Consider the following 25,644-nt stretch of genomic DNA (forward strand, 5'->3'; position numbering starts at 1 on the left):
TGGTGCGGGGACGGGACGACCGGGTGCCGCTCGGCTTCATTAGACGGCGCGGCCGGAGGGCGTCCGGGGTGCCTCGCCGGGGCGGCGCGGTGGCGTACACCGTTCGGTGCAGCGCCGCCCGTCACATGGCCCGCATGCGCAGATAGCGCTTGAGGTCGGGCAGCATCGACTTCACGACGAGGGCGAGCGCGGCGGCGGCCGCGCCGCTCAGGGCGAGCTTCAGCATGGTGTCGTGTTCCTCTCGGTGGGGTGCGGTCCGGCGGCGGACGGGGTCGGTTCCTCCGCGCCGACCAGCCGCAGGACGAGCTGTACGGCCTCGTCGACGGCGGCGTCGACGGGTGCGCTGAGTCCGATGCCTTCGGAGACATCGGCGGGTTCGCAGCCGACGACCAGCACACGCTCCGGGCGTCGGCCGCCGGTGCCCGCGCTGAGGGTGTCGAGGAGCGCGAGCACGGCGTCGGGGGTCATGTGGTGGCCGTCCAGCGCGGTGTCCGGCGGCCGGGCGGCGGGTGCGGTGGCGTCGAGGAGGTAGACGGTGCCGGGCTCGCCGCCGCGCGCGGAGGCGTCCACGAGCAGCACCGTGTGGTAGCCGTCGAGCATCTGGTAGGCGAGGTGGACGCCCCGTACCCCGACGTCGACGACCTCGACGCCGTCGGGGAGTTGGTGCTCTTCGAGCCGGCGGACGGCCTCGACGCCGAAGCCGTCGTCGCCGAGGAAGATGTTGCCGACACCGGCGATCAGCGTCTTCACGGGCCGCCTGGCGACGGCTGCCTCGGGACTCACATCTCCTCCAGGGGAGCGACCTCGTCGGGTTGGAAGTACAGGAACCGGCCCTGCTCGCGGCGGATGTCGACGCCCGGGTCGCCCTCCACGGTCACCGCGAGGTGCACCCCGCCGTCGACGTCGTGCAAGACCGCCTCGACATGCGCGGTGCGGCCCTGGAGGAAGAGGTCCTGGGCGTCGGTGCGCCGCAGTCCGGGGCGCAGCAGCACCCGGCTCCCGGCGCCGACCGACCGGCCGTCGATGGTGATCCGGTCGCGTACGGGATCGACGCTGCGGTCGCTCTCCGGGTCCCACCAGGGGGTGTCCGGGCGGGTGCCGGGCACGTCCGGGGCGAACTCGTCCGGGGCGGCCGGGCCGGGTCCGGTGACCTCGCGCAGCGCCCGTACGGCGCCGTGCAGTCGCTCCAGCACCTCGGGCGGCATGGTGTCGGCGAGCTCGATGACCTCGGCGGCGCGGGGGTCGGTGCCGCGGGCCTCGCGCTTCTCCTGGTCGGTGAGGGCCGCGGTGCGCAGGGCCAGGATCTCGTCGATCTCCAGGGCGTCGTAGAGCGCGCCGGGGCTTTCCGGGGCGATGGCCGGATGGTCCTCCAGGATGATCGGCGCGGAGAGCATCACATCGGCGCGGCCGGACGCACCGGCCAGCACGGGCCAGGCGTGCTCGTTGCGGCAGTCCGCGACGGCGCCCCTGGCCCACTCCGGCGGATCGGTCATGGACAGGAACGCGCCCGCGCTCAGGCCGAGGAAGAGGTGGGCTCCGACCAGTGAGCGGGGCAGTGCCGCGGCCCGGTCGGCCCCGGCGTCGTCCGGTTGCCAGTCGCTGGTGTTCTCGACGGTCGCGGTCAGCCGGAACACCGCGCATGGGCCGTCGAGTTCGCTCGCGGTCAGCCGGACCCGGCCGTCGATCGCGGCGCTGTGCCGCACCAGCCGTCCGACGAGGTGTCCGTCGGCGTCGTGGACCGGCTCGGTCTCCTCCCGGGCGGGCCGGGTGAAGGGGACGGTGACGCCCTCGCCGGTCAGTTTGGAGATCTCGGCGGCGAGCGTGACGCGTTCCTCGACGCCCTCGTCCCAGGGGACCAGCACCCGGTCGGGCAGTTCGAGCTCCGCCACGGTCTCGAACCCGCCGTCCTCGCAACGGCGTTGGATCGTACGCCGCTGGGCGCGTAGAAACCGCAGCTCGGCCGAGAGCCGGGCACCGGAGCGGGGCTCCATGAGGCATTCGGTGCGCTGGAAGGAGTGCTCCGCGCTGTCGGCGCCCCAGTGCGGCGGGACGAGCACCCCGAACTGCCAGCGGAGCTGGTTCTTGGCGGCGGACGCCCGGTACGGGTAGAGCACATAGCCCTCGAACAGCACGGCGTCCGCCACCTGGCGGGCGGCGGCGAAGCGGTCCGCCGTGTCCTCGGGCAGCACGCTGGTGGTCACGGTGCGGTCCTCTCGCTGACGGGGCGGACGGCGGTGCCCGGGAAGAGCCGGGCGTGCGGTGCGGGCGGTGTGCTGCCGTCGGCGGCGGCCAGCAGGGACTCGACGGTCGCCTGCCAGGAGGGCAGGGCGTGCCGGGAGCGGTAGGCGAGCAGCGCGTCGAGGGTTTCGCGGGGCAGCCGCAGCCAGCCGCAGCCGGGGAAGTGCGCCTCGGTCATCTCCTGCCAGACGGCCACCGGCATCCGTACGGACGCCTCCTTGTTCCACGGCACCGGGTGGACCTGGAAGCCCCCGGGCCCGGCGAAGACCGTGCCGGAGAACAACAGCAGCAGCGGGACCTCGCCCTCGCGCAGTGCGTGGAAGTAGCGGCCGGCCGCCACGTCCAGGTCGTAGCTGCACGGGACGGGGAGATCCACCTCGGTCTCGCCGGTGAAGCCGGGGACGACCAGGGAGACCTGGGCGAATTGGAGGGGGTGCAGGGTGCTGCCCCAGCGGGAGCGCTCGCCGAAGAGGTCGGACAGCGCCTCGGCCTCGTCGGACCGGTAGCCGCGGCGGGCCGGTTCGATACGGAGCTGGCAGCGCAGCGCGAGGGCGTGCACCCGGGCCGCGTCGGTGGCGGTGATGCGCAGCCGGAAGAGGAGGGTGGGGGCGGCCGCGTAGCGGTCGGCGCGTACGCCGGTGCAGACGAAGGACAGCTCGGTCACGGCCGGTCGTCCTCCTTCGCCTCGCGGGCCCGGCGGGCGACCTTGGTGAAGAAGTCGGCGAGCGCGGCGCGTGCCTCGGCGCCGCCGTCGAAGCCCTGCCACAACAGCCGCATCCGGCCGACGAGTTCGTAACAGATGTCGACGGGCACCAGGTAGCAGTCGATCCGGCCCTCGGAGCGGCGCAGCAGCAGCGCCTCCACATCGGGCCGGAGGAGGGCGGCGAGCCGGCTGGCGGAGAGTACGGTCTGCCAGGTCGACGGGTCGAGTTCGCTCTCGGTGGCGCCGGCCGGGCTGGGGTAGAGGGCGGCCAGCCGGTCCTGGTCGGCGCCGCGCAGGAAGAAGGCGACGCCGACGGGGATCTGGAGTTGCTCCCAGGCCGCGTCGTCGAGGGTGTGGCCGGGGTCGACGAGATAGCGGTCGGGGACCGTACGGAACTGGCCCGCGCCGGCGCCGGGCCGGTCGAAGAGCAGCGCGCACGGGGTGCAGGCGCAGGCCAGCGCGCGGCGTTCGGTGTCGACCAGGTGGCGGTGGTTGTGCTCGGCGAGCACCACGGCACACAGCTCGCAGCGTTCGGGGGCGGCGGGCACCGGTGCCCGGAAGCGGCGCAGACCGCGGTGGGCGGGCGGCGGCCCGAGGCGCGGGGCCGCCGTTTGCCGGCCGCTCACGAGGCGGTGGCGGCGGTCGGCGGACGACGGGAGATCTGCAGCAGCGCCGGTTCGGACCGGTCGCCCGCCGCCTCCCACTGGGTCGAGGTCACCTCGGGCGCGAAGCAGGAGACGGCGGCCTCGACGGCCTGTCGGGCCTGCTGATCGGTGCTCGGGCAGCCGCAGCCGCCGGAGTCCGTGGCGCGCAGCCGCAGCGTTCCGGTGGCGGCGTCGAACTCCCCTGCTTCGGCGGGGTGTTGACGGCGAACGCTGTCCAGCGCGCGGCCGATGCGGGTGGCGGTGTCCTCGGGGTGCAGATCGTGCAGCACCAGCAGGCTGGTCACCAGTTCGTCGCGCAGCAGCGCCTGGGGGCCGTCGCCGCCCGTGCCGCTGCCCAGGAGGTGCATGATCCGGGCGAGTCCCGCGCCGTAGAAGTCCATCAGGACGCGGACGAGTTCCTCGGCGGCGGCGCTCACCTCGCGGTCGTCGCGCTGCGCGAGGCGGTCCAGCACCTCCTCGACGTGCCGGCCGGTCGCCTCGGCGTTCGGCACGGCGGCCCGGTCCGTCGCCTCCGCGGTCCGGGCGCTCATCCGGAGAGCCCGCTCAGACCGGTGGGCACATGCATCTTCTGGACGGACTTGCCGTTGCCGACGTACATATGGACGCCGCACGGCAGACACGGGTCGAAGCTGCGCACCGTGCGCATGATGTCGATGCCCTTGAAGTTCTCCGGGGAGTTCTCCTCGAAGATCGGGGTGTTCTGGACGGCGTCCTCGTACGGGCCGGGGGTGCCGTAGGTGTCCCGGGTGCTGGCGTTCCACGGGGTCGGCGGGTACGGGTGATAGTTGGCGATCTTGCCGTCCCGGATGACCATGTGGTGCGAGAGGACACCGCGCACCGCCTCGGTGAAGCCACAGCCGATGGACTCGTCGGGGACCTCGAACTTCTCCCACGTCTGGGTGCGTCCGGCGCGGACCTCCTCCAGGCCCTGCTCCGCGAAGTGCAGCGCCATGGCGGCGGAGTACGCCTGGAAGTAGGTGCGGGCCCGGTTGCGCTCCAGCGCGTTGCTCCACTTGGGGATCTTCCACTCGAAGCGCGCCTCGGGCCGGGTCATGCTGCGCGGCAGGTCGATGACGACGCTCTGGCCGGTGGCCTTGACGTACGGGGTGTCGACGAGGCCGGACAGCGCGGTGGACCACAGCCGGGCGATCGGGCCGCCGCCGGTGTCCAGGGCCAGATGCTCCTTGCCGTCGAACCATCGTGGGGACATCACCCAGCTGTACTTGTCGTTGAAGTCCCGCTTCTGCGGGGCGGGGATGGTGTGCTGGTTCCAGGGGTGGCGCGGGTCGACGGGGTTGCCGAGCGGGTCATGGGTGACGAACTGCTCCTGGCCTTCCCAGTCCTGGTAGTAGGAGCTGCCCAGCAGGATCCGGATGCCGAGGTTGATCTCGGTGAGGTCGTTGGTGACCAGCTTGCCGTCGACGATGATGCCTGGGGTGACGAACATCTTCCGTCCCCAGTCCGTCATGTTGCGATAGGTGAAGTCGCAGTGGTCCGGGTCGTTGAGCGCGCCCCAGCAGCCCAGCAGGACGCGCCGCCGGCCGACCTCCTCGTACCCGGGCAGCGCCTCGTAGAAGAAGTCGAACAGGTCGTCATGGAGCGGGACGACCCGCTTCATGAACTCGACGTAGCGCATCAGCCGGCTGAGGTAGTCGGTGAACAGCTGGACGCTGGCGACGGTGCCGACGCCGCCCGGGTAGAGCGTGGAGGGGTGCACATGGCGGCCCTCCATCAGGCAGAACATCTCCCGGGTGTAGCGGCTGACCTGGAGGGCCTCGCGGTAGAACTCGCCCTCGATGGGGTTGAGGGAGGACATGATGTCGGCGATGGTGCGGTAGCCGTGCTCGCCGGCGTGGGGGGCCTCGGTGCGCTGGGCCAGCTCCCAGACGCCGGGGTTGGTCTCACGGACCATCTTTTCGCAGTAGTCGACCCCGACCAGGTTCTCCTGGAAGATGTTGTGGTCGAACATGTACTCGGCGGACTCGCCGAGGTTGATGATCCACTCCCCCAGGTGCGGGGGCTTCACCCCGTAGGCCATGTTCTGGGTGTACACCGAGCAGGTGGCGTGGTTGTCGCCGCAGATACCGCAGATCCGGCTGGTGATGAAGTGTGCGTCGCGCGGGTCCTTGCCGCGCATGAAGACGCTGTAGCCACGGAAGACGGACGAGGTGCTGTAGCACTCCGCCACCCGCTTCTGCTTGAAGTCGATCTTGGTGTGGATGCCGAGGCTGCCCACGATCCGGGTGATCGGATCCCAGGACATCTCCGTCAGACCGCTGCGGTCGGCCGCCTTCGTTCTCGGTGCCATCGTGAGTGCCGTGCCCTTCTTTTGCGCGCGGAGGTGGGGTCGGACGGAGGGTCCGGGATGCTGTCGAACGGCTACCGGCGGGAGGTGCTCACCACGGTTTCCGGTAGCCGGTGGTCAGTTGGTCGCCGCGGTGGCGCCACTTGGGCTCGTGGTCGACGGTCCGGGCCGTGATGCTCCGAAGACGCCGGACGACGCTGCCGTACGCGGAGCTGGCGGTGCTGGAGATCTTGCCGCCGGGCGGCTCGTCCATGAACGGCATGAACTTGTCGGGGAAGCCGGGCATGGTGCAGGCGATACAGATACCGCCGACGTTCGGGCAGCCGCCGATGCCGTCCATCCAGCCCCGCTTGGGCACGTTGCATTTGACCACGGGACCCCAGCATCCGAGCTTCACCAGACACTTGGGCGAGTCGTAGGTGGTGGCGAACTGGCCCTGCTCGTAGTAGCCGGCCCGGTCACAGCCCTCGTGCACGGTCTCCCCGAAGAGCCAGGTGGGCCGCAGCTGGTCGTCCAGCGGGATCATCGGGGCCGCGCCGGTCGCCTGGTAGAGCAGATAGGTCAGCGTCTCGGAGAAGTTGTCCGGCTGGATCGGGCAGCCCGGCACACAGACGATCGGGATCCCGGCCTTGGACGTCCAGTCCCAGCCGAGGTAGTCGGGCACGCCCATGGCTCCGGTCGGGTTGCCCGCCATCGCATGGATACCGCCGTACGTGGCGCAGGTACCGATCGCCACCACGGCGAGCGCCTTGGGGGCGAGCCGGTCGATCCACTCACTGGTGGTGATCGGCTGGCCGGTCTCCGGGTCATCGCCGAAGCCGCACCAGTAACCCTCCGGCTTGATGGACTCGTTGGGAATGGACCCCTCGACGACCAGCACGAACGGGTCGATTTCGCCGCGTTCGCCCTTGAAGAACCACTCGATGAAGGTGTCCGCACCACCGACCGGACCGCTTTCGAAATCGATCAGTGGCCAGTGGACGGCGATCTTGGGCAGCCCCGGCAGCACACTGAGCGCGATCTCCTCAATGCTCGGCTGCGTCGCGGCGGTGAGCGACACGGAGTCGCCATCGCAGCTCAGGCCGGCGTTGATCCAGAGAATGTGGATCGGGGACTCGTCCTCGGCGGACGGCTTTCCGTTCGCAGCGGCCTTGTCGGCCACGCTCGAAGCTGCAGACATGGGGATGTCTCCTAGGCAGATATGCAACGAAAGCGCTCATTCAAGGCTTCCATCCACCTTGGTAACACCGATCCGGAGACACCGGGCGGTCGCCAGGGGCCGTTCCGGTGACACACCACCCGAGCGTCCGAACCGCAGGCCAGAGCGGCACGGTGGGTCACCATCGGCCGCCCGCCGCGGGTCCCGCTCCCCGACGACAGCACGCCCCCGGCGCACGGTGCGCCGGGGGCGTGCTGTCATGGCGAGGTCGTCCGCGGCTGCCCTGTCTCGGGTCGGAACGGGCCGTCAGCCCAGGGCTCCGGCCTCCACCGCGGTCACATCGAACCGTCCGCCGCACACCCGCAGTCCACGGCTGCCGGTGGTCATCGGCTCCTTGGAGCCGGGCGGGTAGACGAAGACCAGCTGCGAATCGGCCCAGCACGGGGTGTCCGAGACGCCCTCGTTGAGGGTGTGCAGCAGGGCGTGCGCGCTCTGGCCGGGCTGGAGCCGGACGACAGCGCCCGCGCCGCCCCCGCGGGTGGCGGGCTTGCCGACGGGAGAGCCGTCCCGGTTGATCAGCGAGACCCCCGGGAAGCCACGCAGCGAACAGGCCTTCTTGCCCTTGTTCGTGAAGACGAGGGGGTAGCGGATGTTGCCCGCACCCGCGTCGGCGGCGCCCAGGCGCAGCGACATATTGGCGGCGGTGCAGCGGTCCGAGGTCGCCTCTGCGGAGGTGTGGGCCTCCGCGGCGCTCGGGGCCTTGCCCGTCGGCTTGCCCCCGGGCGGGGCCGCCGACTTCCCCGACGGACGCTGCCCGCCGGTGCCGGACTGTTCCTTCGCACCGGACGCCTGTGCACTGCCCTCGGACGACGGGGAGCCGCCGGTTGCCTTGTCGTGGGACGTGGCGGAGGCGGCCGACGAGGGGCGGGAGGCGGCGTCCGGGCCGCCCTCACAGGCGGTGAGCGCAAGCGCCGCGACAGCGATCAGCGAGCCGGCGGCGACACGACGACCGCGGCCGAGCGACTTGGTGGTGAGCGACATAAGTGTCCCCCTCGTCTGGTAGGAGCGAGCTCTCGTAGTGGGGTGCGGTCCGTCCGTTGCTCTTCTCAGCGTGGCCCTGGGCACTGCCGGTCCGCTAACGAGGCACTAACACACCACTAACGAGCCTGTGTGCTCGACACGCCGAAAACCCCTGCAACCGCTGTGACCGGCCGGGATTCGGAGTGCCGCTCAGACTCGCAGAAAACTCCCGACTTGCGGACCCGGAACCGCCGGGTTCAGCCGTTCCGCCGACAAGATCACCGGGCCGCACCGGTCACGGCGGGCCCCGGCGGTCCCCGCAGGCCCACCCGCCCCGGCGGCCCCTGCACGGACACCCGCCGATTACCGCCCGCGACCGCGCATTCGAGAGGATGGGCGGCATGACCGAGATCCGCACCCCCCGCCTCCTCCTCCGCCGCTGGACCGACGACGACCTCGCCCCCATGGCGGACATCAACGCGGACCCGCAGGTCATGCGCTGGATCGGCGATGGCTCGACGCTCGACCTGGACCGTACCGCCGAGGAAATCGAGGGTTGGGAGGAGGAGTGGGACGACGAGGGCTTCGGCCTCTTCGCCGTCGAACTGCTCGCCTCGGGCGAACTGGCCGGATGCGCCGGCCTGTCCGTACCCGCGTTCCTGCCGGAGGCCCGGCACGAGGTGGCGATCAGCTGGCGGCTGGGCCGGCAGTACTGGGGACAGGGCTACGCCTCCGAGGCCGCGCAGGCCGTGCTGGAGTTCGCCCTCCAGGACCGCGGCCTGGACCGTGTCATCGCTCTCAACCCGCTCGGCCATGAGTCCTCCCTGAACGTCGTACGCAAGCTCGGCATGGCCTTCGAGCGGGAGGCGGCACATCCGGAGTACGGCCATGCGCTGACGGTGCACAGCATCGATCTCACGGAATACCAGGGCTGAGCGGCACGCGGGCGGGGCCCGGCGGGCGCCGCGGGGTGGGTGTGTGCCGGCCTATGGGGCCAGGTCCAGCTCCAGGTCCAGGGTTTTGCTGGCGCCGGGGGTCAGGGATAGGGGGGCGGCGTGTGGCGGGTAGCCGGACGCGGTGAGGGTGTAGTGGGGGCCGCCGCTCAGGCCGGAGAAGGCGAAGCCGCCGTCCGGGCCGGTGACGGTGTGTCCGGCGACCGTGCCGTCCTCGACGAGGCTCACGGCGGCGTCGGCGAGCGGCCGGCCGTTCGGGCCCCGGACCGTGCCGCGGACGGTGGCCGTCGGCTTCAGGCGGGCGTCCTGCCGTTCCGGAGCGCCGCCGGAGAGTTCCACGGTGCGGGCCTGCGGCTGGTGACCGGCGGCGCTGAGGACCAGGGTGTACTGGCCGGGCGGCAGGTGCGGGGCGTCCCAGCGCCCGTCCGCACCGGATGTCGTACGGGCCACCACGGCGCCCTCGGCATCGGTGACGACGATGCTCCCGTCGGCCAGCGGGTCGCCTTCGGTCCCGCCTATCAGAGTGCCGCCCAGTCGGCCGGTACTGGCGAGGACGAGGTCGACGCTGGTCGAAGCACCCTCGGCGCGATAGGTGGCGGAGGTCGCCTGCGGAGTGTGGCCGGGCGCGGCAGCCGTGAGGAGGTAGGTGCCGGTCGCGGGGGCGCCGAGCGCGAAGTGACCGTCGGGACCGGCCGTGGTGATTCCGGCCTGGCGGCCCTGCCGGTCTATCAGGGTGATGCTCGCACCGGGGACCGGGCCGCCGGAGGTGTTCGCCACCCGGCCCCGGAAGCCTGCGTCCGCCGGGTCCTCGGTGCTCTGGGCGACCAGGGTCGGTCGGGGCGCCTTCCGCTCGGACGGCAGGAAGCAGGCCAGGGCGACGCCGAGGAGGACCGCGGCCGTGGCGATGAGGAAGGAGACCCGGAAGCCGGCCATCGTGGGCACCGTGACCGGTCCGACGCTCTGGGACATATGGGCCAGCACCATGCCGATCACCGCGCTGGAGACCGAGGTGCCGATGGAGCGCATCAGGGTGTTCAGGCCGTTGGCCGCACCGGTCTCCGAGGCGTCGACGGCACCGATGATCAGTGCGGGCAGCGAGGAGTACGCCAGGCCGATACCGGCGCCGACGACCACCGCGATGATGACGGTCTGCCAGGCGGCACTCATCAGGCCGATGCCCGCGCCATAGCCGATCGCGATGACCAGCATGCCGAGCAGCAGCGAGACCTTGGGGCCGCGCCGGGCGGCGATCCGTGCGTACAGCGGGGCGACGAGCATCATCGTCAGGCCCAGTGGCGCCATGCACAGCCCGGCCACCACCATCGACTGGCCCAGGCCGTAACCGGTCGACGTGGGCAGTTGCAGCAGCTGCGGCAGCACCAGGGAGATCGCGTAGAACGCCACACCGACCGTGATGGAGGCGAGGTTGGTCAGCAGCACCTCACGGCGCGCGGTGGTCCGCAGATCGACCAGCGGATCGGCACGACGCAGCTCCATCACGCCCCACAGCACCAGGATCAGGGCCGCGACACCGAAGAGGACGAGGGTGACCGGCGCACCCCAGCCCCAGTCGCTGCCCTTGGTGATGGGCAGCAGCAGGGCCACCAGACCGGCCGACAGCCCCAGGGCGCCCGCCACGTCGAAGCGCCCCTGGGCCCGTATCGCGGTCTCCGGTACGACGAGGAGGGTGAGCAGCATCGACAGCACGCCCAGCCCGGCGGCGCCGAAGAACAGGGCGTGCCAGTCGGCGTGTTGGGCCACCAGGGCCGCGACCGGCAGCGCGAGCCCGCCGCCGACGCCGATCGATGAGCTCATCAGGCCCATGGCCGAGCCGAGCCGCTCGCGCGGCAGCTCGTCGCGCATGATGCCGATGCCGAGGGGAATGGCACCCATCGCGAAGCCCTGCAGCGCCCGGCCCGCGATCATGGTGACCAGGTCACTGGTGAAGCCGCAGATCAACGAGCCGACGACCATGACCGCGAGGCTGGTCAGCAGCATCCGCCGCTTACCGTAGAGATCTCCGAGGCGCCCCATGATCGGGGTCGAGACGGCGCCGGCGAGAAGGGTGGCGGTCATGACCCAGGTGGCATTGCTGGGTGCCGTGTTGAGCAGCACCGGCAGGTCCTTGATGACCGGCACGAGCAGGGTCTGCATCACCGCGACGACGATGCCGGAGAAGGCGAGGACCGGGACGATGCCGCGGGGGGCTCTGTGCGGCCCGCCAGCGGCCGGGTCGGGTGCCGTGGGCGTGGCCGTGGTGTCCGCCGCCCTTGCGGGGAGTGGGTCCGTCGTCGTCCGGGTCATGCGTGCGGCCTCCAGGGCGGCAGAGGTGAGTGGGTGCCGTCAGCAGATGACGGAGCGGAGTGCGAGAGCGGTACGGGCCGGCTCGGGCCTTCCGAGTCCGCCGAATTCAGTGAACTACACGCCACTGACAATCCCCCGCGAGCAGCGTTCGTCGTGCACCTACCAGCCCCCGTTCACGGTCCGCGGCGTCCTGCTGTCATCTCAACAGCGAGAGGCGCCGCGGCTCTTCCGCGACGCCTCTGACCTGCACAACTCATCCACGAGGTGCACACACTTCCGCGTCCGACACCGCGCACGCGGTATGTTTTCAGCGACCTTGCGGCGAAATGCTCTCCGCCCTCCGCGCCCCGGCAGCCGCACACCGGCCGGGGCGGGCTCAGTCCGGGGCGGGCTCAGTCCGCGACCACTCCGGCATCAGCATCTGCCTCGGCGTTCGCCAACGCCTTTCCCTGCAAGGCGGCATCGAGTTGCGCGCCCCGCTCCGCGTCCAGATTGAGCCTGGCGAGGATGGCCGGCACGGCGATGCTGGGGAGGGTGTGCTGGAAGAAAATCGTCAGCCTGCGGTTGAGGTCGGCCCGGTTGGTCAGGGCCTGCGACATCATCTGCAGCCCGGCGAAGGCACCGACGAACAACTCGGCGGACTCCTGCACCACAATGCTGTCCAGGATCTCCCCGCGGTCCCGGGCCTCGTTCAACATGCCCACGACGAACCGGGTCCACGAGAGCATCGACTGCTTGCGGTCGAGATGGTTGGAGCCCTGCTCGACCGCCAGCCGCGCCGCACCCCGCTGGATCGGGTCGCTGCGTAGCCGGAAGGCCAGTACCTGGCCCGAGTCGACGAATTCCTGCAGCTTGATCTTCTGCGGCTCCACGGCGATATCGAGTACCTGCTCCTCCAGCACCGCGAGCGCCAACTGCTCCTTGGAGGCGAAGTGGAAGTACAGGGCGCCCTTCGTCATGCCGGCGCGCTCCAGGACTTCGGCGATCGTGGCGCGGTCGTAGCCCTGCTCGTCGAAAACCGACGCGGCCGCCTCCAAGATCAATCGCCGGGTCCGAATCGCGCGGTCCTGTTGTGCCACAGGACGCCTCCTGTCTGTCGATGTGTCCACGTTCCGCAACAGTTAGCTACAGCCCAAGTCGCCGTTGGATCAGCTACTTTCCCTTTTTCGCCCGCCCGGCATTGAAAAGAAAACCGGATGGTACGTATCTTATCAACGATGTACCTCGATCCGTAGCGATGCCTGGGGGCAGTCATGAGTGACACGATGCACGTCAACGGCACCGTTCCACCCAGGTCTCCGCACCGTCCGCACACCGGCGGGGACCGGGCCGCCACCCCGCAGAGCCGCCACGGCATCCAGGTCACCCGGGAGTTGGTACACCGCCCCTTCGCGGACGACATTCTGGTCACCTCATGGCACCGGCTGGATGACGCGCACTTCTCGTTGACGGCCCAGTGGCCGCACGATCACGGGTACTTCACCCCCCATCAAGGCCGACACCACCTCATCCTCACGGGTGAGACCATCCGCCAGGCCGGGTTGCTGCTCTGCCACGCCGAACTCGGCGTACCGCTCGGCCACCACTTCATCCTCGGCGACCTTGTGTACACCACTCACCCCGAGCATCTCGCGGTGGGCAGCGGGCCCACGCTGCTGACCATCGACGTCGTCTGCAGCCGGATGCGCATGCGGGCCGGCACGCTGGCCCGTGGCCGCTTCGACATGACCATCCGCAAGGCGGGCCGGATCGTCGCGACCGGCCACTCGGATGTCACGGTCACCGGACCCCGTGGCTACCAGCTGCTCCGCGGCGATCGACTGACCGCGCGGCACACCCCGGGCGCCCTTCCCGCCCCCGTTACGCCCCGACTGACCGGCAGCACCAAGTGCCGCGATGTTCTGCTCTCCCCCGCCGGGCGACCCGACCGCTGGCTGCTGCGTATCCCGCCCGGCCATCCCGCGGTGGTGAACCCGGCGAACGACCACATCCCCGGCATGGTGCTGCTCGATGCGGCGCAGCAGGCCGCCCGCGTCCTGACCGCGCCCGATGCCTTCGTCCCGTACGCCTTCGGCACCGACTTCCGCCGGTACGCCGAGCACGGCACCCCCTGTGTGATCGAAGCCCGCCGGGTCCCGTCGGCGCTGCCCTCCACCACCACGGTGCAGGTGACCGGCCTCCAGGGCGGCGACCCGGTCTTCGTCTCCACCCTGACGGCACTGGACCCACGGGGCTGACGACACCGCTCAGGGAGCACCGCGCCGGTCCCGTTTGCCGCCACTGAGCGGCGGGTCAGGCGTCGTGGAAGACCAGGCCCAGGGAGTGCCGCCGGCCGGAGCGGACGGCGCTCACACCGTGGCGTACGGGACCGGCCGACCAGCCGCGGGCGGAGCGTACGGGCCGGTCTCGGGTCGTGAAGATCAGTCCATGGCCCTGCGGAAGGACGGTGCTGGTCCCTCGGGACTGGGCGCGCAGCCGCTGCTCGACGAGGAGGAACTCGCCGCCGGTGTAGTCGATGCCCTGCTCGTCCAGGCCGATGACGACCTGGAGGGGGAAGACCATCTCCCCGAAGAGGTCGCGGTGCAGCGCGTTCCAGTCACCCGCCCCGTAACGCAGCAGAATCTGGGAGGACTTGGTCTGCCCGGCTTCGTGGCACGGGGTCAGCCACTCCTCCAGGGAGTCCGGCCAGGGAGCCGGCCTGCCCAGCTTGTCCGCCCAGTCGCGGGCGATCTTCAGCAGGTGCGGGTAGAACGCCTCGCGCAGGGCCTGGACCGGTTCGGGCAGCGGGTTGGCGAAGTAGCGGTACTGGCCCGAGCCGAAGCGGTGCCGTGCCATGTCGATGGTCGAGCGGAAGCGGGACCGGCCGCCGGATTCCGTGCCCTGCGCCTCGGCGGGCTCGTCGTACAGCGCGCTGAGGGCGCGGCAGTCGGCCGGGCTGAGCAGACGTGGGGTCACCGCGCAGCCCAGGGTGTCCAGTTCCTCGGCCAGCGCCGGCCAGTCAGCGGCGGCGACGCGCTGGGCGAGCGTACGGGGGCGGGAGTGGCGCTCGGTGGTCCTGGTGGCTGTGGTGGTCGTGGTGGTCATGGAGCGCTCCAGGGGCGGGGGTCGGTGCGGCGCTCGGGGGTCGCGGGCGGCGCGGGGCGGCTCAGTGGGCCTCCGGCAAGGCGCCCTCGATGCCGAGGAGTTGCCGCTTGCGTACGGGCCCGCCCGCGTAGCCCGAGAGGGATCCGTCCGCGGCGATCACTCGGTGGCAGGGCCGGATGACGAGCAGCGGGTTCGCGCCGATGGCCGTTCCGATGGCGCGTACCGCGCCTCGCGCCGCACCGATGTCAGCGGCGACCTTCCCGTACGTGGTCGTGGTGCCGTACGGGATGGCCTCCAGCGCCTGCCACACCCGCCGCTGGAAGTCGGTGCCCCGGGTGGGGGCGCAGGCAATGGCGAAGCGGGTCAGCTCACCGTCGAAGTAGGCGCGGAGCTGGTCGGCGATGCCGTCGAAGGCGGTGGGGGCGTACGTCCAGCCGTCCTGGACGGTGGCGCCGCCCTTCTGCCCGGGTACGGACAGCGAGGCGAGCGCGATGCCACCCGGCGCGGTGGCCGATTCCTCGCCCACCAGCAGGAGTTCGCCCAAGGGGCTGTCGAGGGTGGTGTAGAGCGTCATGGTCCGGTGCTTTCCGTAGTGGTGGGGCAGGGGTTCGCCGGCTCCGTGAGCGGCACGTTCCAGAAGTGGTGCATCGCGTACGAGCGCCAGGGCCGCCAGGTTTCCGCCAGCTCCCGCAGACCCGCCGCCGGGGCCCCGGCCCGGCGCATGCCGGCCAGTACGGCCACATCGCCGGTCAGCAGGACATCGGGGTCCCCCAGGGCTCGCATCCGGATGTATCCGGCGGTCCACGGGCCGATGCCGCGCAACCCGAGGAGCGCGCGTTCGGCCTCGTCCCGGTCGGCTCCGGCGTCCAGGACGACCGTACCGTCGGCGAGTGCGTTGCTGAGCGTGCGCAGGGTCGCCCGCCGTGACTCGGGCATCCCGAGTTCGGTGAGGGCGGCCTGCGCAAGGTCGTCGATACGGGGGAAGAGGTGGGTGAGCGCACCGGCCGGTTCGGGCAGCGGTTCTCCGTAGGCGGCAACCAGGGCACCGCCGAGGGTGCGGCCGGCCGCGACCGAGACCTGCTGGCCGAGTACGGCACGGACGGCGAGCTCGTCCGGGGCGGGGGCTCCTGGCGAGCGCAGACCGGGCCGCCGGTCCACCAGCCGCGCCAGTACGGCATCCGCGCCGAGCCGTTCGGCGACCGCGTACGGATCGGCGTCCAGGTCGAAGAGGCGGCGCATCCGCTGGCTCGCGGTGGTGAGATCCCGCAGCTCGGCCAGGTGCAGCCGGCAGTCCAGCCAGCCGTCGCCGGCCGCCTCGTCGACCTCGGCGATCCCGGCCCCGTGCGGCAGCCGCAGGGTGCGCCGGTAGGTACGGGCGCCGGGCTCGCCGCTGACTTCCTCGATCCCGGTGATCGCACGCCGCTGGAGGTGGTCGAACAGCTCCCGCGCCGCAAACGGGCCGCGGAAGGCCAGTCGCAGCGGCAGCACCCCGGGGGTGGTGGGCGACGCCACCGGGCCAAAACGAGTCGCCTTACCGGGGCGGGCGGCACGCAGCTCGCTCGGGGTGAGGGCGTAGATCTCCTTGATGGTGTCGTTGAACTGCCGCACGCTGGCGAAGCCCGCCGCGAAGGCGATCTCGGCCGCCTGGAGTCCGGTGGTCTGCAGCAGGACCCGGGCGGTGTGGGCGCGCTGTGCCCGCGCCAGGGCCACCGGGCCGGCACCCAGCTCGGCCGTCAGCTGCCGCTGGACCTGCCGGGCGCTGTAGCCGAGCCGGGCCGCCAGCCCGGAGACGCCCTCCCGGTCGACCACGCCCTCGCTGATCAGCCGCATCGCCCGCCCGACGACATCGGCGCGGGCATTCCACTCCGGCGAGCCGGGCACCGCATCGGGGCGGCAGCGCCGGCAGGCACGGAATCCGGAGCCCTGGGCGGCCGCGGCGGTCCGGAAGAAGGCGACATTGCGGCGGCGGGGCGTGGTGGCGGGGCAGCTCGGCCGGCAGTAGATCCCGGTCGTGGACACCGCGAAGAAGAAGGCGCCGTCGAATCTGGCGTCCCTGCTGCGCACCGCCTCGTACCTGCTGTCCTCGTTCATCACAGTGTCCACTGTGCAGCAGGTCAGGCGGCGGCGCTGGCGGAAATCGGACGGGGCGTTCGGGGAGCCGGGACCGTGCCCGGTCCGCACGTGAGCAACTGAACTCCCAAGGGAGGCCGACGCGCGTTCAGGGTTTCCCCGGCGTCGGGCCTGCCCTACGAGGCCACTACCGTGAGGATCACGAGAATCAGGAGGATCACGAGAGTCTCCCAGCGCATCGCTCTCCGCAGGACACTCAGGTCCGAAGAACCGCCCGACCCGCTACCGCGTGTCGAGAACACGCCGTCATCACTGCTGTCGCTGTTCCCGCTGTCGTCGCTCACGCCCTGCCCCGCTCCCTGCCCGGCTCACCGGCCGACGGCCTGCCTGCCGATCGCCGGACGTCAGCGTATCCCCTGGTCCGCGGCGCCGAGAGACGGGTACGGCCACGGCGAACGGCTGATCGGCCCCGGATGTCAGGCCGGGGGCATCGGCCAGTCGTCCAGTGAGCCTCCGCGCCATTCGACGAGGCGGGGATCGTCCAGCGCGATACTCCCGGCCGGGCCGGTGACGCCCGCGCGGCGGAGAAATTCGGCAACATCGCCGCGGCCATGGGCCAGGCCGACGATCTGCCCACGCACGGTCACTCGGCGGCCACCGGACGGCGTCGGCGGGTGCACGATGACAGGCGGATGCTCGGACATGCATCCAGCGTGCGCCGGGCTCCGCGCTCGCGCATTTCGGCAGCCGCCGAGTGCGTCACTCCGCCATGGACCATGGGCGACAATCAGGGCCATGACCATGGACGATCTTGTGATTCCCGATACCCGTGCCTGTCGTACCGCGCTGGAGGTGGCGAGCGCCTACTGCTCACCCGCGCTGCTGAACCACTCCGTCCGGGCGTATCTCTGGGCGGCCGGCTACGCCTCGGCCAACGGCATCGCCTTCGATCCGGAGCTGCTCTACGTGTCAGCCATGTTCCACGACATCGGGCTGGTGAAGGAGTTCGACAGCCACACCGTGCCCTTCGAGGAGGCGGGTGGCCATGTGGCGTGGGTGTTCGGGGCGGGCGCCGGATGGCCGGTGGAGCGTCGGGTACGGGCGTCCGAGGTGATCGTCCGGCACATGTGGGACGAGGTGGACGCGGCCATGGATCCGGAGGCACATCTGCTGGTGTACTCCACCTCGTTGGACATCTCCGGGCGGCGTCCCGACACGCTGCCGGACGACCTCCGCACCGAGGTGCTGGCGCGCTACCCACGGCTCGGTCTCGGTGAAGAGTTCCTGGCGTGCTTCCGGGACCAGGCCGGGCGCAAGCCGGACAGCACCGCCGCGGCCGCGGTCCGCGAGGGCATCGCCGCGCGGATCTCCGCCAATCCGCTGGATGCGTACGGGACGTAGCGGGCATCCGCAACGCCCCCGGGCCTGGCAGCCGTCGCAGTCGGCCGCGGCAAGAGGAAGCCCCGACCAGACGGGGGAAGACTGGCCGGGGCGGCTCGGGAAGGGTGCGTCGGCCTCTGCGTCAACACCCACACCCATTTGAACGGTGAACAACGGGGGCGCGTTCCAGGCGGGCGACGTGATGACCATCACGCCGCCCGCGAGGAACGGCACGCCCCGCGGCGGCTCAGCTCCCGGCGTGGTCTCCGGAGAGGCGTTCGACGCCGCGCAGGAGGGCGGAGTGGTCGAGGCCGCCGTCGCCTTGTGCGCGGAGGGCGGCGATGAGTTGGGCGACGAGGCTGCCGACGGGGAGGGTGGCGCCGACGGTGCGGGCGGCGTCGGTGACGATGCCCATGTCCTTGTGGTGCAGGTCGATCCGGAAGCCGGGGCGGAAGTCGCGGGTGGTGAAGTTGTCCTTCTTGCGGGCCAGGACGGTGGAGCCGGCCAGCCCGCCACCCAGGACGTCGAGGGCGGCGCTCAGGTCGACGCCGGACTTCTCCAGGAAGACGACGGCTTCGGCGCAGGCCTGGATGTTGACGGCGACGATGAGCTGGTTGGCGGCCTTGACGGTCTGGCCCGAGCCGTGCGGCCCGCAGCGCACGATCGTCTTGCCGAGCGCCTCCAGCAGCGGACGGGCGGCGTCGAAGTCGGCCTGCTCCCCGCCGACCATGATGGACAGCACCGCCTCGATCGCGCCCGCCTCGCCGCCGGAGACCGGGGCGTCCAGGACGCGGAGGCCCTTGTCGGCGGCGGCGTGGGCGAGGTCGATGGAGGTCTGCGGGGTGATCGAGGACATGTCGATCAGCAGCGCACCGCGCCGGGCGTGGGCCAGGATCCCGTCGGGGCCGTAGGCGATGGCCTCGACCTGCGGGGAGGCCGGGACCATGGTGATGATGACGTCGGCGTCGCGGACCGCCTCGGCGACCGAGCCGGCCACACTCCCGCCGCTCGTGGCCAGCCGCTCCAGTTTGTCGGCCTCCAGGGTGTAACCGGTCACCGGGTAACCGGCCTTGATCAGGTTCTCGGCCATGGGCGAACCCATGATGCCCAGCCCGATCCACGCGACCTTGGGAAGATTGCTCATACGGTGCCTCTTTCGCATCTCAGAATTCACATCTCAGAATTCGCATCTCGGAAGGGGAGGACGGCGGCAGAGGGGTGCCGTCCGGGCCATTACGGGAGGGGCGGTGCCAGTTGAGGGGCGCCGCCGGTTGAGGGGCGCCGCCGGTTGAGGGGCATGCCGGTCCGGCGTCAGACCTTGAGCGGCTTGATCGCGGTGGGTGCGTGACCGGGCTCGGTCGCGAGGTCTTCCCACTCGTTCACGCCGGCGATGTCGGAACCGCTCATCGAGATATTGGTGATCCGCTCAAGAATCGCCTCGACGACGACCGGGACACGGTGCTCGGCGGCCAGCTTCTTGGCCTCCTCGAAGGCGGCGCCCAACTGACTCGGGTCGGTGACCCGGACGGCCTTGCAGCCCAGTCCCTCGACGACCTTGACATGGTCCACGCCGTAGACGCCCAGCTCGGGCGAGTTGATGTTCTCGAACTCCAGGTTGACCTGGAAGTTGATGTCGAGGTTGCGCTGCGCCTGCCGGATCAGGCCCAAGTAGGCGTTGTTCACCAGGACATGGATGTACGGGATCTTGTGCTGGGCGCCGACGGCCAGCTCTTCGAGCATGAACTGGAAGTCGTAATCGCCGGAGAGCGCGACGACCGGTGTCTCCGGGTCCGCGGTGGCGACGCCGAGCGCGGCCGGGATGGTCCAGCCGAGCGGGCCGGCCTGGCCGCAGTTGATCCAGTGGCGCGGCTTGTAGACGTGCAGCATCTGCGCACCGGCGATCTGGGAGAGGCCGATGGTGGTGACGTAACGGGTCTCCGGGCCGAAGGCCTGGTTCATCTCCTCGTAGACCCGCTGCGGCTTCATCGGGATGTCGTCAAAGTGCGTACGGCGCTGGAGCTGGGCCTTGCGCTCCTGGGTGGACGCGGCCCAGGCACTGCGGTCGGGCAGCTCGCCGGCGGCCTTGAACTCCTTGGCCACCTCGATGAACAGCTCCAGCGCGGCCCCGGCGTCCGAGGCGATGCCGTAGTCCGGGGCGAAGATCCTGCCGATCTGGGTCGGCTCGATGTCGACATGGACGAAGGTGCGGCCCCGGGTGTAGACGTCCAGCGTGCCGGTGTGGCGGTTGGCCCAGCGGTTGCCGATACCGAGGACGAAGTCGGATTCCAGGAAGGTCGCGTTGCCGTAGCGGTGCGAGGTCTGCAGGCCGACCATGCCGGCGTTCAGCTCATGGTCGTCGGCGAGGATGCCCCAGCCCATCAGGGTGGGAACGACCGGCGTACCGGTCAACTCGGCGAATTCCCGCAGCAGTTCGGAGGCGTCGGCGTTGATGACACCGCCCCCGGCGACGATCAGCGGCCGCTCGGACGCGTTGAGCAGCGCGAGGGCCTTCTCCACCTGGGCGCGGGTCGCGGCAGGCTTGAAGGCCGGCAGCGGCTCATAGGTCTCCGGGTCGAAGTCGATCTCGGTCAGCTGGACGTCGATCGGCAGGTCGATGAGGACCGGTCCGGGGCGTCCGGAGCGCATCAGATGGAAGGCCTGCTGGAAGACGCCGGGGACCTGCGCGGCTTCCATCACGGTGGTGGCGGCCTTGGTGACCGGCTTGGCGATCGAGGCGATGTCGACGGCCTGGAAGTCCTCCTTCTGGATCACCGCGGTGGGGGCCTGGCCGGTGACGCACAGAATCGGGATCGAGTCGCCGATCGCGGAGTAGAGGCCGGTGATCATGTCCGTACCGGCCGGTCCCGAGGTACCGATGCAGACGCCGATGTTGCCCGGATGAGCCCGGGTGTAGCCCTCGGCCATGTGCGAGGCGCCCTCGACATGACGCGCCAGTGTGTGATCGATGCCGCCCGCGCCCTTGAGCGCCGCGTAGAAGGGGTTGATCGCGGCACCCGGCACTCCGAAGGCGTGGGCCACGCCCTCCCGCTTGAGAATCTCCACCGCGGCGCGGGCGGCTGTCATTCGAGGCATCGCGTACTCCTGCGTCGACCTGTCACGGGCAAGTTCCAGCGAAGCGCCGGAGAGAATGATTCCGTATCGTGGAACTTATGTTTTGCTCTACGGAAGGAAAGTAGAACGCAGCAATCCAGCCGTCAAGGGATGCCTGCCGCCGGACACCTACGGCACGACAAAGAGCCGCACACCGGGCCATGGCTCGGTGTGCGGCTCAGCTCCCGAAAAGGGTGAGGTGGGAGCTACCCCGGGGCGGTGGTCACCGGCCCCCTTGCACCCCTGCGGACGACGAGGGCATGTAGTGGTCGATCAGGCCCGCATGCTGGTTGGGCCGGGCGACCCGGTGGGATTCGGAGTGGTCGAGCCGGGGCCGCCGTCCATGCACCAGGAAGGTGGCGGCGCGGGCGGCCAGCCGGCTGAGGGGGGTCTTCATCCGTCCTCCGTTCGTAGCGTTCGGAACTTCGAGCGTACGGAACACAGGGCGAACGGGTAATGATCTGAGCCAGAGTTGAGGGTATGGAGCAGGAGTTGCAACCGGTACCCCCACCCGCACCTCGGGCGGGACCACTCCGTCAGGCGCGAACTGCGCGCACTCCCCCACGAGTTGACTTCAGCGGATCGGCATCCCGGAGAGGGTCCGGGCGATCACCAGGCGCTGGATCTCGCTGGTGCCTTCGAAGATGGTGTAGATGGCGGCGTCGCGGTGCATCCGCTCGACCGGGTATTCGCGGGTGAAGCCGTTGCCGCCGAGGATCTGTACGGCCTGGGCGGTGACCTTCTTGGCGACCTCGCTGGCGAAGAGCTTGGACATGGAGCCCTCGGCGGAGGTGAACGGCTTGCCCGTCACCGCCATCCAGGAGGCGCGCCACACCAGCAGCCGGGCGGCGTCGATCTGGGTGCGCATATCGGCGAGCTGGAAGGCCACGCCCTGGTTGTCGATGATCGGGCGGCCGAACTGGGAGCGGGTCTTCGCGTACTCCAGCGCCTCCTCGTAGGCCGCACGCGCGGTACCGACCGCCATCGCGCCGACGGCGGGCCGGGACGCCTCGAAGGTGGCCATCGCGGCGTTCTTCAGGCGCTCGCCGCCCTTCTTGGCCTTCTCCCGGGCACGGGCGAGGCGCTCATCGAGCTTCTCCTTGCCGCCGAGCAGGCAGTGGCCGGGAATCCGGACGTTCTCCAGGACCACTTCGGCGGTGTGCGAGGCGCGGATGCCGTGCTTCTTGAACTTCTGCCCCTGGGAGAGGCCGGGGGTGTTCGGGGGGACGATGAAGGAGGCATGGCCCTTGGAGCCGGCATCCGGGTCGACGACCGCGACGACGACATGGACGTTGGCGATACCGCCGTTGGTGGCCCAGGTCTTGGTGCCGTTGAGCACCCACTCGTCCTTGGCCTCGTCGTAGACCGCGCGGGTGCGCATCGCGGCCACGTCCGATCCGGCGTCCGGTTCCGAGGAGCAGAAGGCGGCGACCTTGACGTCGTTCACATCGCCGTACATCTGCGGGACCCAGGTGCCGATCTGCTCCTCCGTGCCGTTCGCGAGCACGCCGACGGCGGCCAGGCCGGTGCCCACGATCGACAGGCCGATACCGGCGTCACCCCAGAACAGCTCCTCCATGGTCAGGGGAACGCCGAGGCCCGTCGGGTCGAAGAACTGCTGGGCGTAGAAGTCGAGTGAGTACAGGCCGATCTTGGCGGCCTCCTGGATGACGGGCCAGGGGGTCTCCTCGCGCTCGTCCCATTCGGCGGCGGCGGGGCGCATGACATCCGCGGCGAAGCCGTGAATCCAGTCACGGACTTCCTTCTGCTCGTCATTGAGCTCCATGGTGAACTCGGCCATGTCCCCTCCAGCTACTACCAGGCTTTTTCGATGTTACTAGCGGTAACTCGCAGTGTGTTACTCGCCAGTAAAAAATGTCAACTCCCCTGGGAATGAAATCGCCGTGGAGATCGGGTGTTACGTTGCGCCAGCGCCACGGATTCACAAGGGTGGGGAGCACGACCATGGAAAGCACAGAGCACAGCGGCCGCCGGCAGACGGCGACCGAGCGCAGACGGCGGGAGCTGCTGGAGGCCGCCGAGCGCATTGTGCTGCGCGACGGCCCGGACGCCTCGATGAACGCCATCGCCGCCGAGGCGGGTATCACCAAACCGATCCTCTACCGGCACTTCGGCGACAAGGGCGGGCTGTACCGCGCGCTCGCCGTACGGCACACGGATGCCCTCTTGGCCAATCTGGCGACCGCACTGGACGCCCCCGTCCTGCGCCGGGACCGGGTCGAGGCCACCCTCGACGCCTACCTGCTCGCGATCGAGGCCCGGCCGCAGGTGTACCGCTTCCTGATGCACCCGTCGGACGAGGACAACGCGTCCGAGTCCGGCTTCGACGTCGGACGGCACTCCGCCCCCCTGCTGCGCCGGCTCGGCGAGGAGCTGGCCAAGGTGATCACCGACCGGCTCGACCTGGGGCCGGGCGGCGAGCTGACCGCACGCGTCTGGGGCCATGGCATCGTCGGCATGATGCATGGCGCCGGTGACTGGTGGCTGCGCGAACGCCCGTGCTCACGCGAGCAGTTGGTCAAGCAGCTGGCCGATCTGCTCTGGGGCCAGCTGGCCGCGGTCGACGACCGTACGGACGGCCCCGGCTTCTGAGCGCCGGTCCGGGAATCGGCGGGGGCGGCGGTCGTTCAGCGGCCGGCCGCCCCCGCTGTCCCAGCCCACGGGGCCTTCGCCGCGGCGCGCAGCGCGCGGCGGCGGCGCAGCCCGGTCAGGCGGTCGACGTAGAGCCCCCCGTCGAGATGGTCACACTCGTGCTGGAGGCAGCGGGCGAAGAATCCGGCGCCGGTCACCGTGACGGGGGCGCCGGTGACGGTGACGCCGGTCACGACGGCGTGGTCATGGCGCGGGGTGCCGGCTTCGAGGCCGGGGAGCGAGAGACAGCCCTCGGGCCCGCGGATGACCGGGCCGTCGGCCTCGACGAGCCGGGGGTTGACGAGGTGTCCCAGATGACGGTGGTCCTCGTCGTCGGGGCAGTCGTAGACGAACACCCGCAGCGGGACGCCGATCTGGTTGGCGGCGAGGCCCACGCCCTGCGCGGCGTACATCGTCGCGTACATGTCCTCGACCAGCCGGGCCAGCTCGTCATCGAAGACGGTGACCTCCTGACAGGGCTCGGTCAGGGCCGGATCACCGAGCAATCGCAGCGGGCGGACATGGCCGGAACTGCCAGGAATGGTGCGGGGACGCATGGGGACAAGCGTACGGTCCTGCGGACAGCGGATGTCGCCGCACGGGTGGCGGGGTTCGGGGCTGCGGCCGGATCTCGATAGGCTGATCCCCGACCGAAGCCCCGGCCGGTCATCGGCTGCGGAGGAGCGTTCCACCGGCAGCCCCACGGCAGGCGGGCGCCGGATGCAAGGAGGATCAAAGACGATGGCAGGCAACACGGAGCCGCTGTCGCCACGGGCCAAGCTGGCCGTGACGGCGGGCAAGGCCGCGGCGGCGGTATCGCGCGCGGCGGGCCGCGGCAGCGGATCGGTGATCGGTGGCCGGGTGGCGCTCAAGCTCGACCCCGACCTGCTGGCGCGGCTGGCCGGGCACTTGGACGTCATCCTGGTGTCGGCGACCAACGGCAAGACGACCACGACGCGGCTGATCGCGGAGGCGCTGCGGGCCAGCGGTCCGGTGGTCTCCAACGCGCTCGGCGCCAACATGCCGGCAGGTATCACGTCCGCGCTGGCCGGCGGATCGGACGCCAAGTACGGCGTCATCGAGGTGGACGAGAAGTACCTCGCCGGTGTGGCACGCGATGTCACGCCGAAGGCCATAGCGCTGCTGAACCTCTCGCGCGACCAGCTCGACCGCGCCGCGGAGACCCGCATGCTGGCCGAGCACTGGCGCGAGGGCCTGTCCGGCTCCAAGGCGCTGATCATCGCCAACGCGGACGACCCGCTGATCGTGTGGGCGGCCTCGTCGTCCGCGAATGTGGTGTGGGTCGCGGCCGGGCAGGAGTGGAAGGACGATGCCTGGTCCTGCCCCTCGTGCGGTGGGGTGATGCAGCGGCCGGGCGAGGACTGGTTCTGCGGCGAGTGCGGTTTCCGCCGTCCCACGCCCAGCTGGGCACTGTCCGGCGACCATGTCCTGGACCCGCACGGCAGCGCCTGGCCGATCAAGCTTCAGCTGCCGGGACGCGCCAACAAGGCGAACGCCACCACGTCCGCCGCGGTCGCCGCCGCCTTCGGGGTGCCGCCGCAGGTGGCCCTGGAGCGGATGTTCTCGGTGCAGGCGGTGGCCGGGCGCTATGACGTGGTCACGTTCATGGAGCGGGAGCTGCGGCTGCTGCTGGCGAAGAACCCGGCCGGCTGGCTGGAGACGTTCTCGCTGATCGACCCGCCGCCGACCCCGGTGATCATGTCGGTGAACGCCCGCGGCGCGGACGGCACCGACACCTCGTGGCTGTGGGATGTCGACTACACCCGGCTGGCCGGGCACCCGCTCTTCGTGCTGGGCGACCGCAAGCTGGACCTGGCGGTGCGGCTGGAGGTCGCGGGCCTGGACTTCCAGGTCTGCGAGAGCCTGGACGAGGCGGTGCAGCTGGCACCGCCCGGACGGATCGAGGTCATCGCCAACTACACGGCCTTCCAGGACCTGCGCCGGCGCGTGGGCAACTGACGTGATGCGCGGACAAGGAC

Annotated in this window: 26 protein-coding genes; 5 read left to right on the forward strand and 21 right to left on the reverse strand. The window is 70.8% G+C overall.

The features are described from left to right. Nucleotides 1-121 precede the first annotated feature (121 nt). From STRTU_RS36070 to STRTU_RS01705, 9 genes are all read right to left on the reverse strand, one after another. Nucleotides 122-226 carry a DUF6893 family small protein gene (locus STRTU_RS36070; RefSeq protein WP_371873541.1) on the reverse strand — a complete coding sequence of 35 codons (105 nt, stop codon included), beginning with the start codon at nucleotides 224-226 and terminating at the stop codon, nucleotides 122-124. Beyond that, nucleotides 220-783: a hydrogenase maturation protease gene (locus STRTU_RS01670; RefSeq protein WP_159741870.1), complete on the reverse strand. Its 564-nt coding sequence runs from the start codon at nucleotides 781-783 to the stop codon at nucleotides 220-222. Before STRTU_RS01670 ends, STRTU_RS36070 begins: the two co-directional genes overlap by 7 nt. Next, a complete protein-coding gene (locus STRTU_RS01675) occupies nucleotides 780-2,201 on the reverse strand; it encodes a hypothetical protein (RefSeq protein WP_159741871.1) in 1,422 nt (473 codons plus the stop codon). The genes STRTU_RS01670 and STRTU_RS01675 overlap by 4 nt, the downstream gene beginning before the upstream one ends. Then, nucleotides 2,198-2,902: a DUF6084 family protein gene (locus STRTU_RS01680; protein WP_159741872.1), complete on the reverse strand. Its 705-nt coding sequence runs from the start codon at nucleotides 2,900-2,902 to the stop codon at nucleotides 2,198-2,200. The genes STRTU_RS01675 and STRTU_RS01680 overlap by 4 nt, the downstream gene beginning before the upstream one ends. Next, nucleotides 2,899-3,567 (reverse strand): DUF5947 family protein, encoded by a 669-nt coding sequence (locus tag STRTU_RS01685; protein WP_159741873.1) that lies wholly within the window; start codon nucleotides 3,565-3,567, stop codon nucleotides 2,899-2,901. The genes STRTU_RS01680 and STRTU_RS01685 overlap by 4 nt, the downstream gene beginning before the upstream one ends. Further along, nucleotides 3,564-4,136, reverse strand: coding sequence for a hypothetical protein (locus tag STRTU_RS01690; protein WP_159741874.1), 573 nt, complete (start codon nucleotides 4,134-4,136; stop codon nucleotides 3,564-3,566). Before STRTU_RS01690 ends, STRTU_RS01685 begins: the two co-directional genes overlap by 4 nt. Further along, the gene (locus STRTU_RS01695) at nucleotides 4,133-5,914 is read right to left on the reverse strand and encodes a nickel-dependent hydrogenase large subunit (protein WP_159741875.1); all 1,782 of its coding nucleotides are present in this window, start codon (nucleotides 5,912-5,914) and stop codon (nucleotides 4,133-4,135) included. Before STRTU_RS01695 ends, STRTU_RS01690 begins: the two co-directional genes overlap by 4 nt. A gap of 88 nt (nucleotides 5,915-6,002) precedes the next feature. Further along, entirely contained in the window at nucleotides 6,003-7,091 is a 1,089-nt protein-coding gene (locus STRTU_RS01700) for an NADH-quinone oxidoreductase subunit B family protein (protein ID WP_159741876.1), read from the reverse strand. Nucleotides 7,092-7,376: 285 nt separating this feature from the next. Then, the gene (locus STRTU_RS01705) at nucleotides 7,377-8,111 is read right to left on the reverse strand and encodes a DUF4232 domain-containing protein (RefSeq protein ID WP_159741877.1); all 735 of its coding nucleotides are present in this window, start codon (nucleotides 8,109-8,111) and stop codon (nucleotides 7,377-7,379) included. A gap of 380 nt (nucleotides 8,112-8,491) precedes the next feature. On the opposite strand from STRTU_RS01705, the gene STRTU_RS01710 reads away from it, so the two are divergent. Continuing rightward, nucleotides 8,492-9,025 (forward strand): GNAT family N-acetyltransferase, encoded by a 534-nt coding sequence (locus tag STRTU_RS01710; RefSeq protein ID WP_159741878.1) that lies wholly within the window; start codon nucleotides 8,492-8,494, stop codon nucleotides 9,023-9,025. 51 nt (nucleotides 9,026-9,076) lie between these two features. On the opposite strand, the gene STRTU_RS01715 is transcribed toward STRTU_RS01710, so the two are convergent. Continuing rightward, a complete protein-coding gene (locus STRTU_RS01715; RefSeq protein WP_269777322.1) occupies nucleotides 9,077-11,347 on the reverse strand; it encodes an MFS transporter in 2,271 nt (756 codons plus the stop codon). Nucleotides 11,348-11,739: 392 nt separating this feature from the next. Next, nucleotides 11,740-12,426, reverse strand: coding sequence for a ScbR family autoregulator-binding transcription factor (locus STRTU_RS01720; protein WP_159741879.1), 687 nt, complete (start codon nucleotides 12,424-12,426; stop codon nucleotides 11,740-11,742). A 174-nt stretch (nucleotides 12,427-12,600) separates the two neighbouring features. On the opposite strand from STRTU_RS01720, the gene STRTU_RS01725 reads away from it, so the two are divergent. Continuing rightward, nucleotides 12,601-13,584, forward strand: coding sequence for a ScbA/BarX family gamma-butyrolactone biosynthesis protein (locus STRTU_RS01725; RefSeq protein ID WP_159741880.1), 984 nt, complete (start codon nucleotides 12,601-12,603; stop codon nucleotides 13,582-13,584). Nucleotides 13,585-13,639: 55 nt separating this feature from the next. Here the strand turns inward: STRTU_RS01725 and STRTU_RS01730 are convergent, their stop codons facing one another. From STRTU_RS01730 to STRTU_RS01750, 5 genes are all read right to left on the reverse strand, one after another. After that, nucleotides 13,640-14,431, reverse strand: a complete 792-nt coding sequence (locus STRTU_RS01730) for a 2OG-Fe(II) oxygenase (protein ID WP_159741881.1) — start codon at nucleotides 14,429-14,431, stop codon at nucleotides 13,640-13,642. Nucleotides 14,432-14,492: 61 nt separating this feature from the next. Beyond that, a complete protein-coding gene (locus STRTU_RS01735) occupies nucleotides 14,493-15,005 on the reverse strand; it encodes a methylated-DNA--[protein]-cysteine S-methyltransferase (protein WP_159741882.1) in 513 nt (170 codons plus the stop codon). Next, on the reverse strand, nucleotides 15,002-16,522 hold the full coding sequence (locus STRTU_RS01740) for an AlkA N-terminal domain-containing protein (RefSeq protein ID WP_159741883.1): 1,521 nt from the start codon (nucleotides 16,520-16,522) through the stop codon (nucleotides 15,002-15,004). The genes STRTU_RS01735 and STRTU_RS01740 overlap by 4 nt, the downstream gene beginning before the upstream one ends. 155 nt (nucleotides 16,523-16,677) lie before the next feature. Continuing rightward, on the reverse strand, nucleotides 16,678-16,845 hold the full coding sequence (locus tag STRTU_RS01745) for a hypothetical protein (RefSeq protein WP_167539106.1): 168 nt from the start codon (nucleotides 16,843-16,845) through the stop codon (nucleotides 16,678-16,680). A 132-nt stretch (nucleotides 16,846-16,977) separates the two neighbouring features. Next, on the reverse strand, nucleotides 16,978-17,205 hold the full coding sequence (locus STRTU_RS01750; protein WP_159741884.1) for a hypothetical protein: 228 nt from the start codon (nucleotides 17,203-17,205) through the stop codon (nucleotides 16,978-16,980). Nucleotides 17,206-17,296: 91 nt separating this feature from the next. On the opposite strand from STRTU_RS01750, the gene STRTU_RS01755 reads away from it, so the two are divergent. Beyond that, complete coding sequence (locus STRTU_RS01755) at nucleotides 17,297-17,902, forward strand: HD domain-containing protein (protein ID WP_159741885.1); 606 nt, start codon at nucleotides 17,297-17,299, stop codon at nucleotides 17,900-17,902. Between the two features lie 226 nt (nucleotides 17,903-18,128). Here the strand turns inward: STRTU_RS01755 and STRTU_RS01760 are convergent, their stop codons facing one another. The 4 genes from STRTU_RS01760 to STRTU_RS01775 form a co-directional block, all read right to left on the reverse strand. Next, nucleotides 18,129-19,025 (reverse strand): 2-hydroxy-3-oxopropionate reductase, encoded by an 897-nt coding sequence (locus STRTU_RS01760; RefSeq protein WP_159741886.1) that lies wholly within the window; start codon nucleotides 19,023-19,025, stop codon nucleotides 18,129-18,131. 167 nt (nucleotides 19,026-19,192) lie between these two features. Next, on the reverse strand, nucleotides 19,193-20,974 hold the full coding sequence (gcl, locus tag STRTU_RS01765; protein ID WP_159741887.1) for a glyoxylate carboligase: 1,782 nt from the start codon (nucleotides 20,972-20,974) through the stop codon (nucleotides 19,193-19,195). Nucleotides 20,975-21,215: 241 nt separating this feature from the next. After that, on the reverse strand, nucleotides 21,216-21,389 hold the full coding sequence (locus tag STRTU_RS01770; RefSeq protein ID WP_159741888.1) for a hypothetical protein: 174 nt from the start codon (nucleotides 21,387-21,389) through the stop codon (nucleotides 21,216-21,218). A gap of 177 nt (nucleotides 21,390-21,566) precedes the next feature. Then, entirely contained in the window at nucleotides 21,567-22,793 is a 1,227-nt protein-coding gene (locus STRTU_RS01775; RefSeq protein ID WP_159741889.1) for an acyl-CoA dehydrogenase family protein, read from the reverse strand. A 164-nt stretch (nucleotides 22,794-22,957) separates the two neighbouring features. Here STRTU_RS01775 and STRTU_RS01780 point away from each other — a divergent pair, with 164 nt between their 5' ends. Beyond that, nucleotides 22,958-23,605: a TetR/AcrR family transcriptional regulator gene (locus tag STRTU_RS01780; protein ID WP_159741890.1), complete on the forward strand. Its 648-nt coding sequence runs from the start codon at nucleotides 22,958-22,960 to the stop codon at nucleotides 23,603-23,605. Nucleotides 23,606-23,640: 35 nt separating this feature from the next. Here the strand turns inward: STRTU_RS01780 and def are convergent, their stop codons facing one another. Beyond that, nucleotides 23,641-24,201 (reverse strand): peptide deformylase, encoded by a 561-nt coding sequence (gene def, locus STRTU_RS01785; protein ID WP_159741891.1) that lies wholly within the window; start codon nucleotides 24,199-24,201, stop codon nucleotides 23,641-23,643. 184 nt (nucleotides 24,202-24,385) lie between these two features. Between def and STRTU_RS01790 the strand changes: the two genes are divergently transcribed. Beyond that, nucleotides 24,386-25,624: a MurT ligase domain-containing protein gene (locus STRTU_RS01790; protein ID WP_159741892.1), complete on the forward strand. Its 1,239-nt coding sequence runs from the start codon at nucleotides 24,386-24,388 to the stop codon at nucleotides 25,622-25,624. Nucleotides 25,625-25,644: the final 20 nt, after the last annotated feature.

The sequence above is a fragment of the Streptomyces tubercidicus genome (assembly GCF_027497495.1).
Classification (GTDB): domain Bacteria; phylum Actinomycetota; class Actinomycetes; order Streptomycetales; family Streptomycetaceae; genus Streptomyces; species Streptomyces tubercidicus.

Excerpts from the sequence above, each read along its gene's own strand:
- def (WP_159741891.1), bottom strand. The coding sequence starts at position 24,201 with ATGCGTCCCCGCACCATTCCTGGCAGTTCCGGCCATGTCCGCCCGCTG.
- STRTU_RS01690 (WP_159741874.1), bottom strand. The coding sequence starts at position 4,136 with ATGAGCGCCCGGACCGCGGAGGCGACGGACCGGGCCGCCGTGCCGAAC.
- STRTU_RS01705 (WP_159741877.1), bottom strand. The coding sequence starts at position 8,111 with ATGTCGCTCACCACCAAGTCGCTCGGCCGCGGTCGTCGTGTCGCCGCC.
- STRTU_RS01755 (WP_159741885.1), top strand. The coding sequence starts at position 17,297 with ATGACCATGGACGATCTTGTGATTCCCGATACCCGTGCCTGTCGTACC.
- STRTU_RS01700 (WP_159741876.1), bottom strand. The coding sequence starts at position 7,091 with ATGTCTGCAGCTTCGAGCGTGGCCGACAAGGCCGCTGCGAACGGAAAG.
- STRTU_RS01730 (WP_159741881.1), bottom strand. The coding sequence starts at position 14,431 with ATGACCACCACGACCACCACAGCCACCAGGACCACCGAGCGCCACTCC.
- gcl (WP_159741887.1), bottom strand. The coding sequence starts at position 20,974 with ATGCCTCGAATGACAGCCGCCCGCGCCGCGGTGGAGATTCTCAAGCGG.
- STRTU_RS01760 (WP_159741886.1), bottom strand. The coding sequence starts at position 19,025 with ATGAGCAATCTTCCCAAGGTCGCGTGGATCGGGCTGGGCATCATGGGT.
- STRTU_RS36070 (WP_371873541.1), bottom strand. The coding sequence starts at position 226 with ATGCTGAAGCTCGCCCTGAGCGGCGCGGCCGCCGCCGCGCTCGCCCTC.
- STRTU_RS01735 (WP_159741882.1), bottom strand. The coding sequence starts at position 15,005 with ATGACGCTCTACACCACCCTCGACAGCCCCTTGGGCGAACTCCTGCTG.
- STRTU_RS01725 (WP_159741880.1), top strand. The coding sequence starts at position 12,601 with ATGAGTGACACGATGCACGTCAACGGCACCGTTCCACCCAGGTCTCCG.
- STRTU_RS01780 (WP_159741890.1), top strand. The coding sequence starts at position 22,958 with ATGGAAAGCACAGAGCACAGCGGCCGCCGGCAGACGGCGACCGAGCGC.
- STRTU_RS01740 (WP_159741883.1), bottom strand. The coding sequence starts at position 16,522 with ATGAACGAGGACAGCAGGTACGAGGCGGTGCGCAGCAGGGACGCCAGA.
- STRTU_RS01695 (WP_159741875.1), bottom strand. The coding sequence starts at position 5,914 with ATGGCACCGAGAACGAAGGCGGCCGACCGCAGCGGTCTGACGGAGATG.
- STRTU_RS01770 (WP_159741888.1), bottom strand. The coding sequence starts at position 21,389 with ATGAAGACCCCCCTCAGCCGGCTGGCCGCCCGCGCCGCCACCTTCCTG.
- STRTU_RS01790 (WP_159741892.1), top strand. The coding sequence starts at position 24,386 with ATGGCAGGCAACACGGAGCCGCTGTCGCCACGGGCCAAGCTGGCCGTG.
- STRTU_RS01710 (WP_159741878.1), top strand. The coding sequence starts at position 8,492 with ATGACCGAGATCCGCACCCCCCGCCTCCTCCTCCGCCGCTGGACCGAC.
- STRTU_RS01750 (WP_159741884.1), bottom strand. The coding sequence starts at position 17,205 with ATGTCCGAGCATCCGCCTGTCATCGTGCACCCGCCGACGCCGTCCGGT.
- STRTU_RS01715 (WP_269777322.1), bottom strand. The coding sequence starts at position 11,347 with ATGACCCGGACGACGACGGACCCACTCCCCGCAAGGGCGGCGGACACC.
- STRTU_RS01775 (WP_159741889.1), bottom strand. The coding sequence starts at position 22,793 with ATGGCCGAGTTCACCATGGAGCTCAATGACGAGCAGAAGGAAGTCCGT.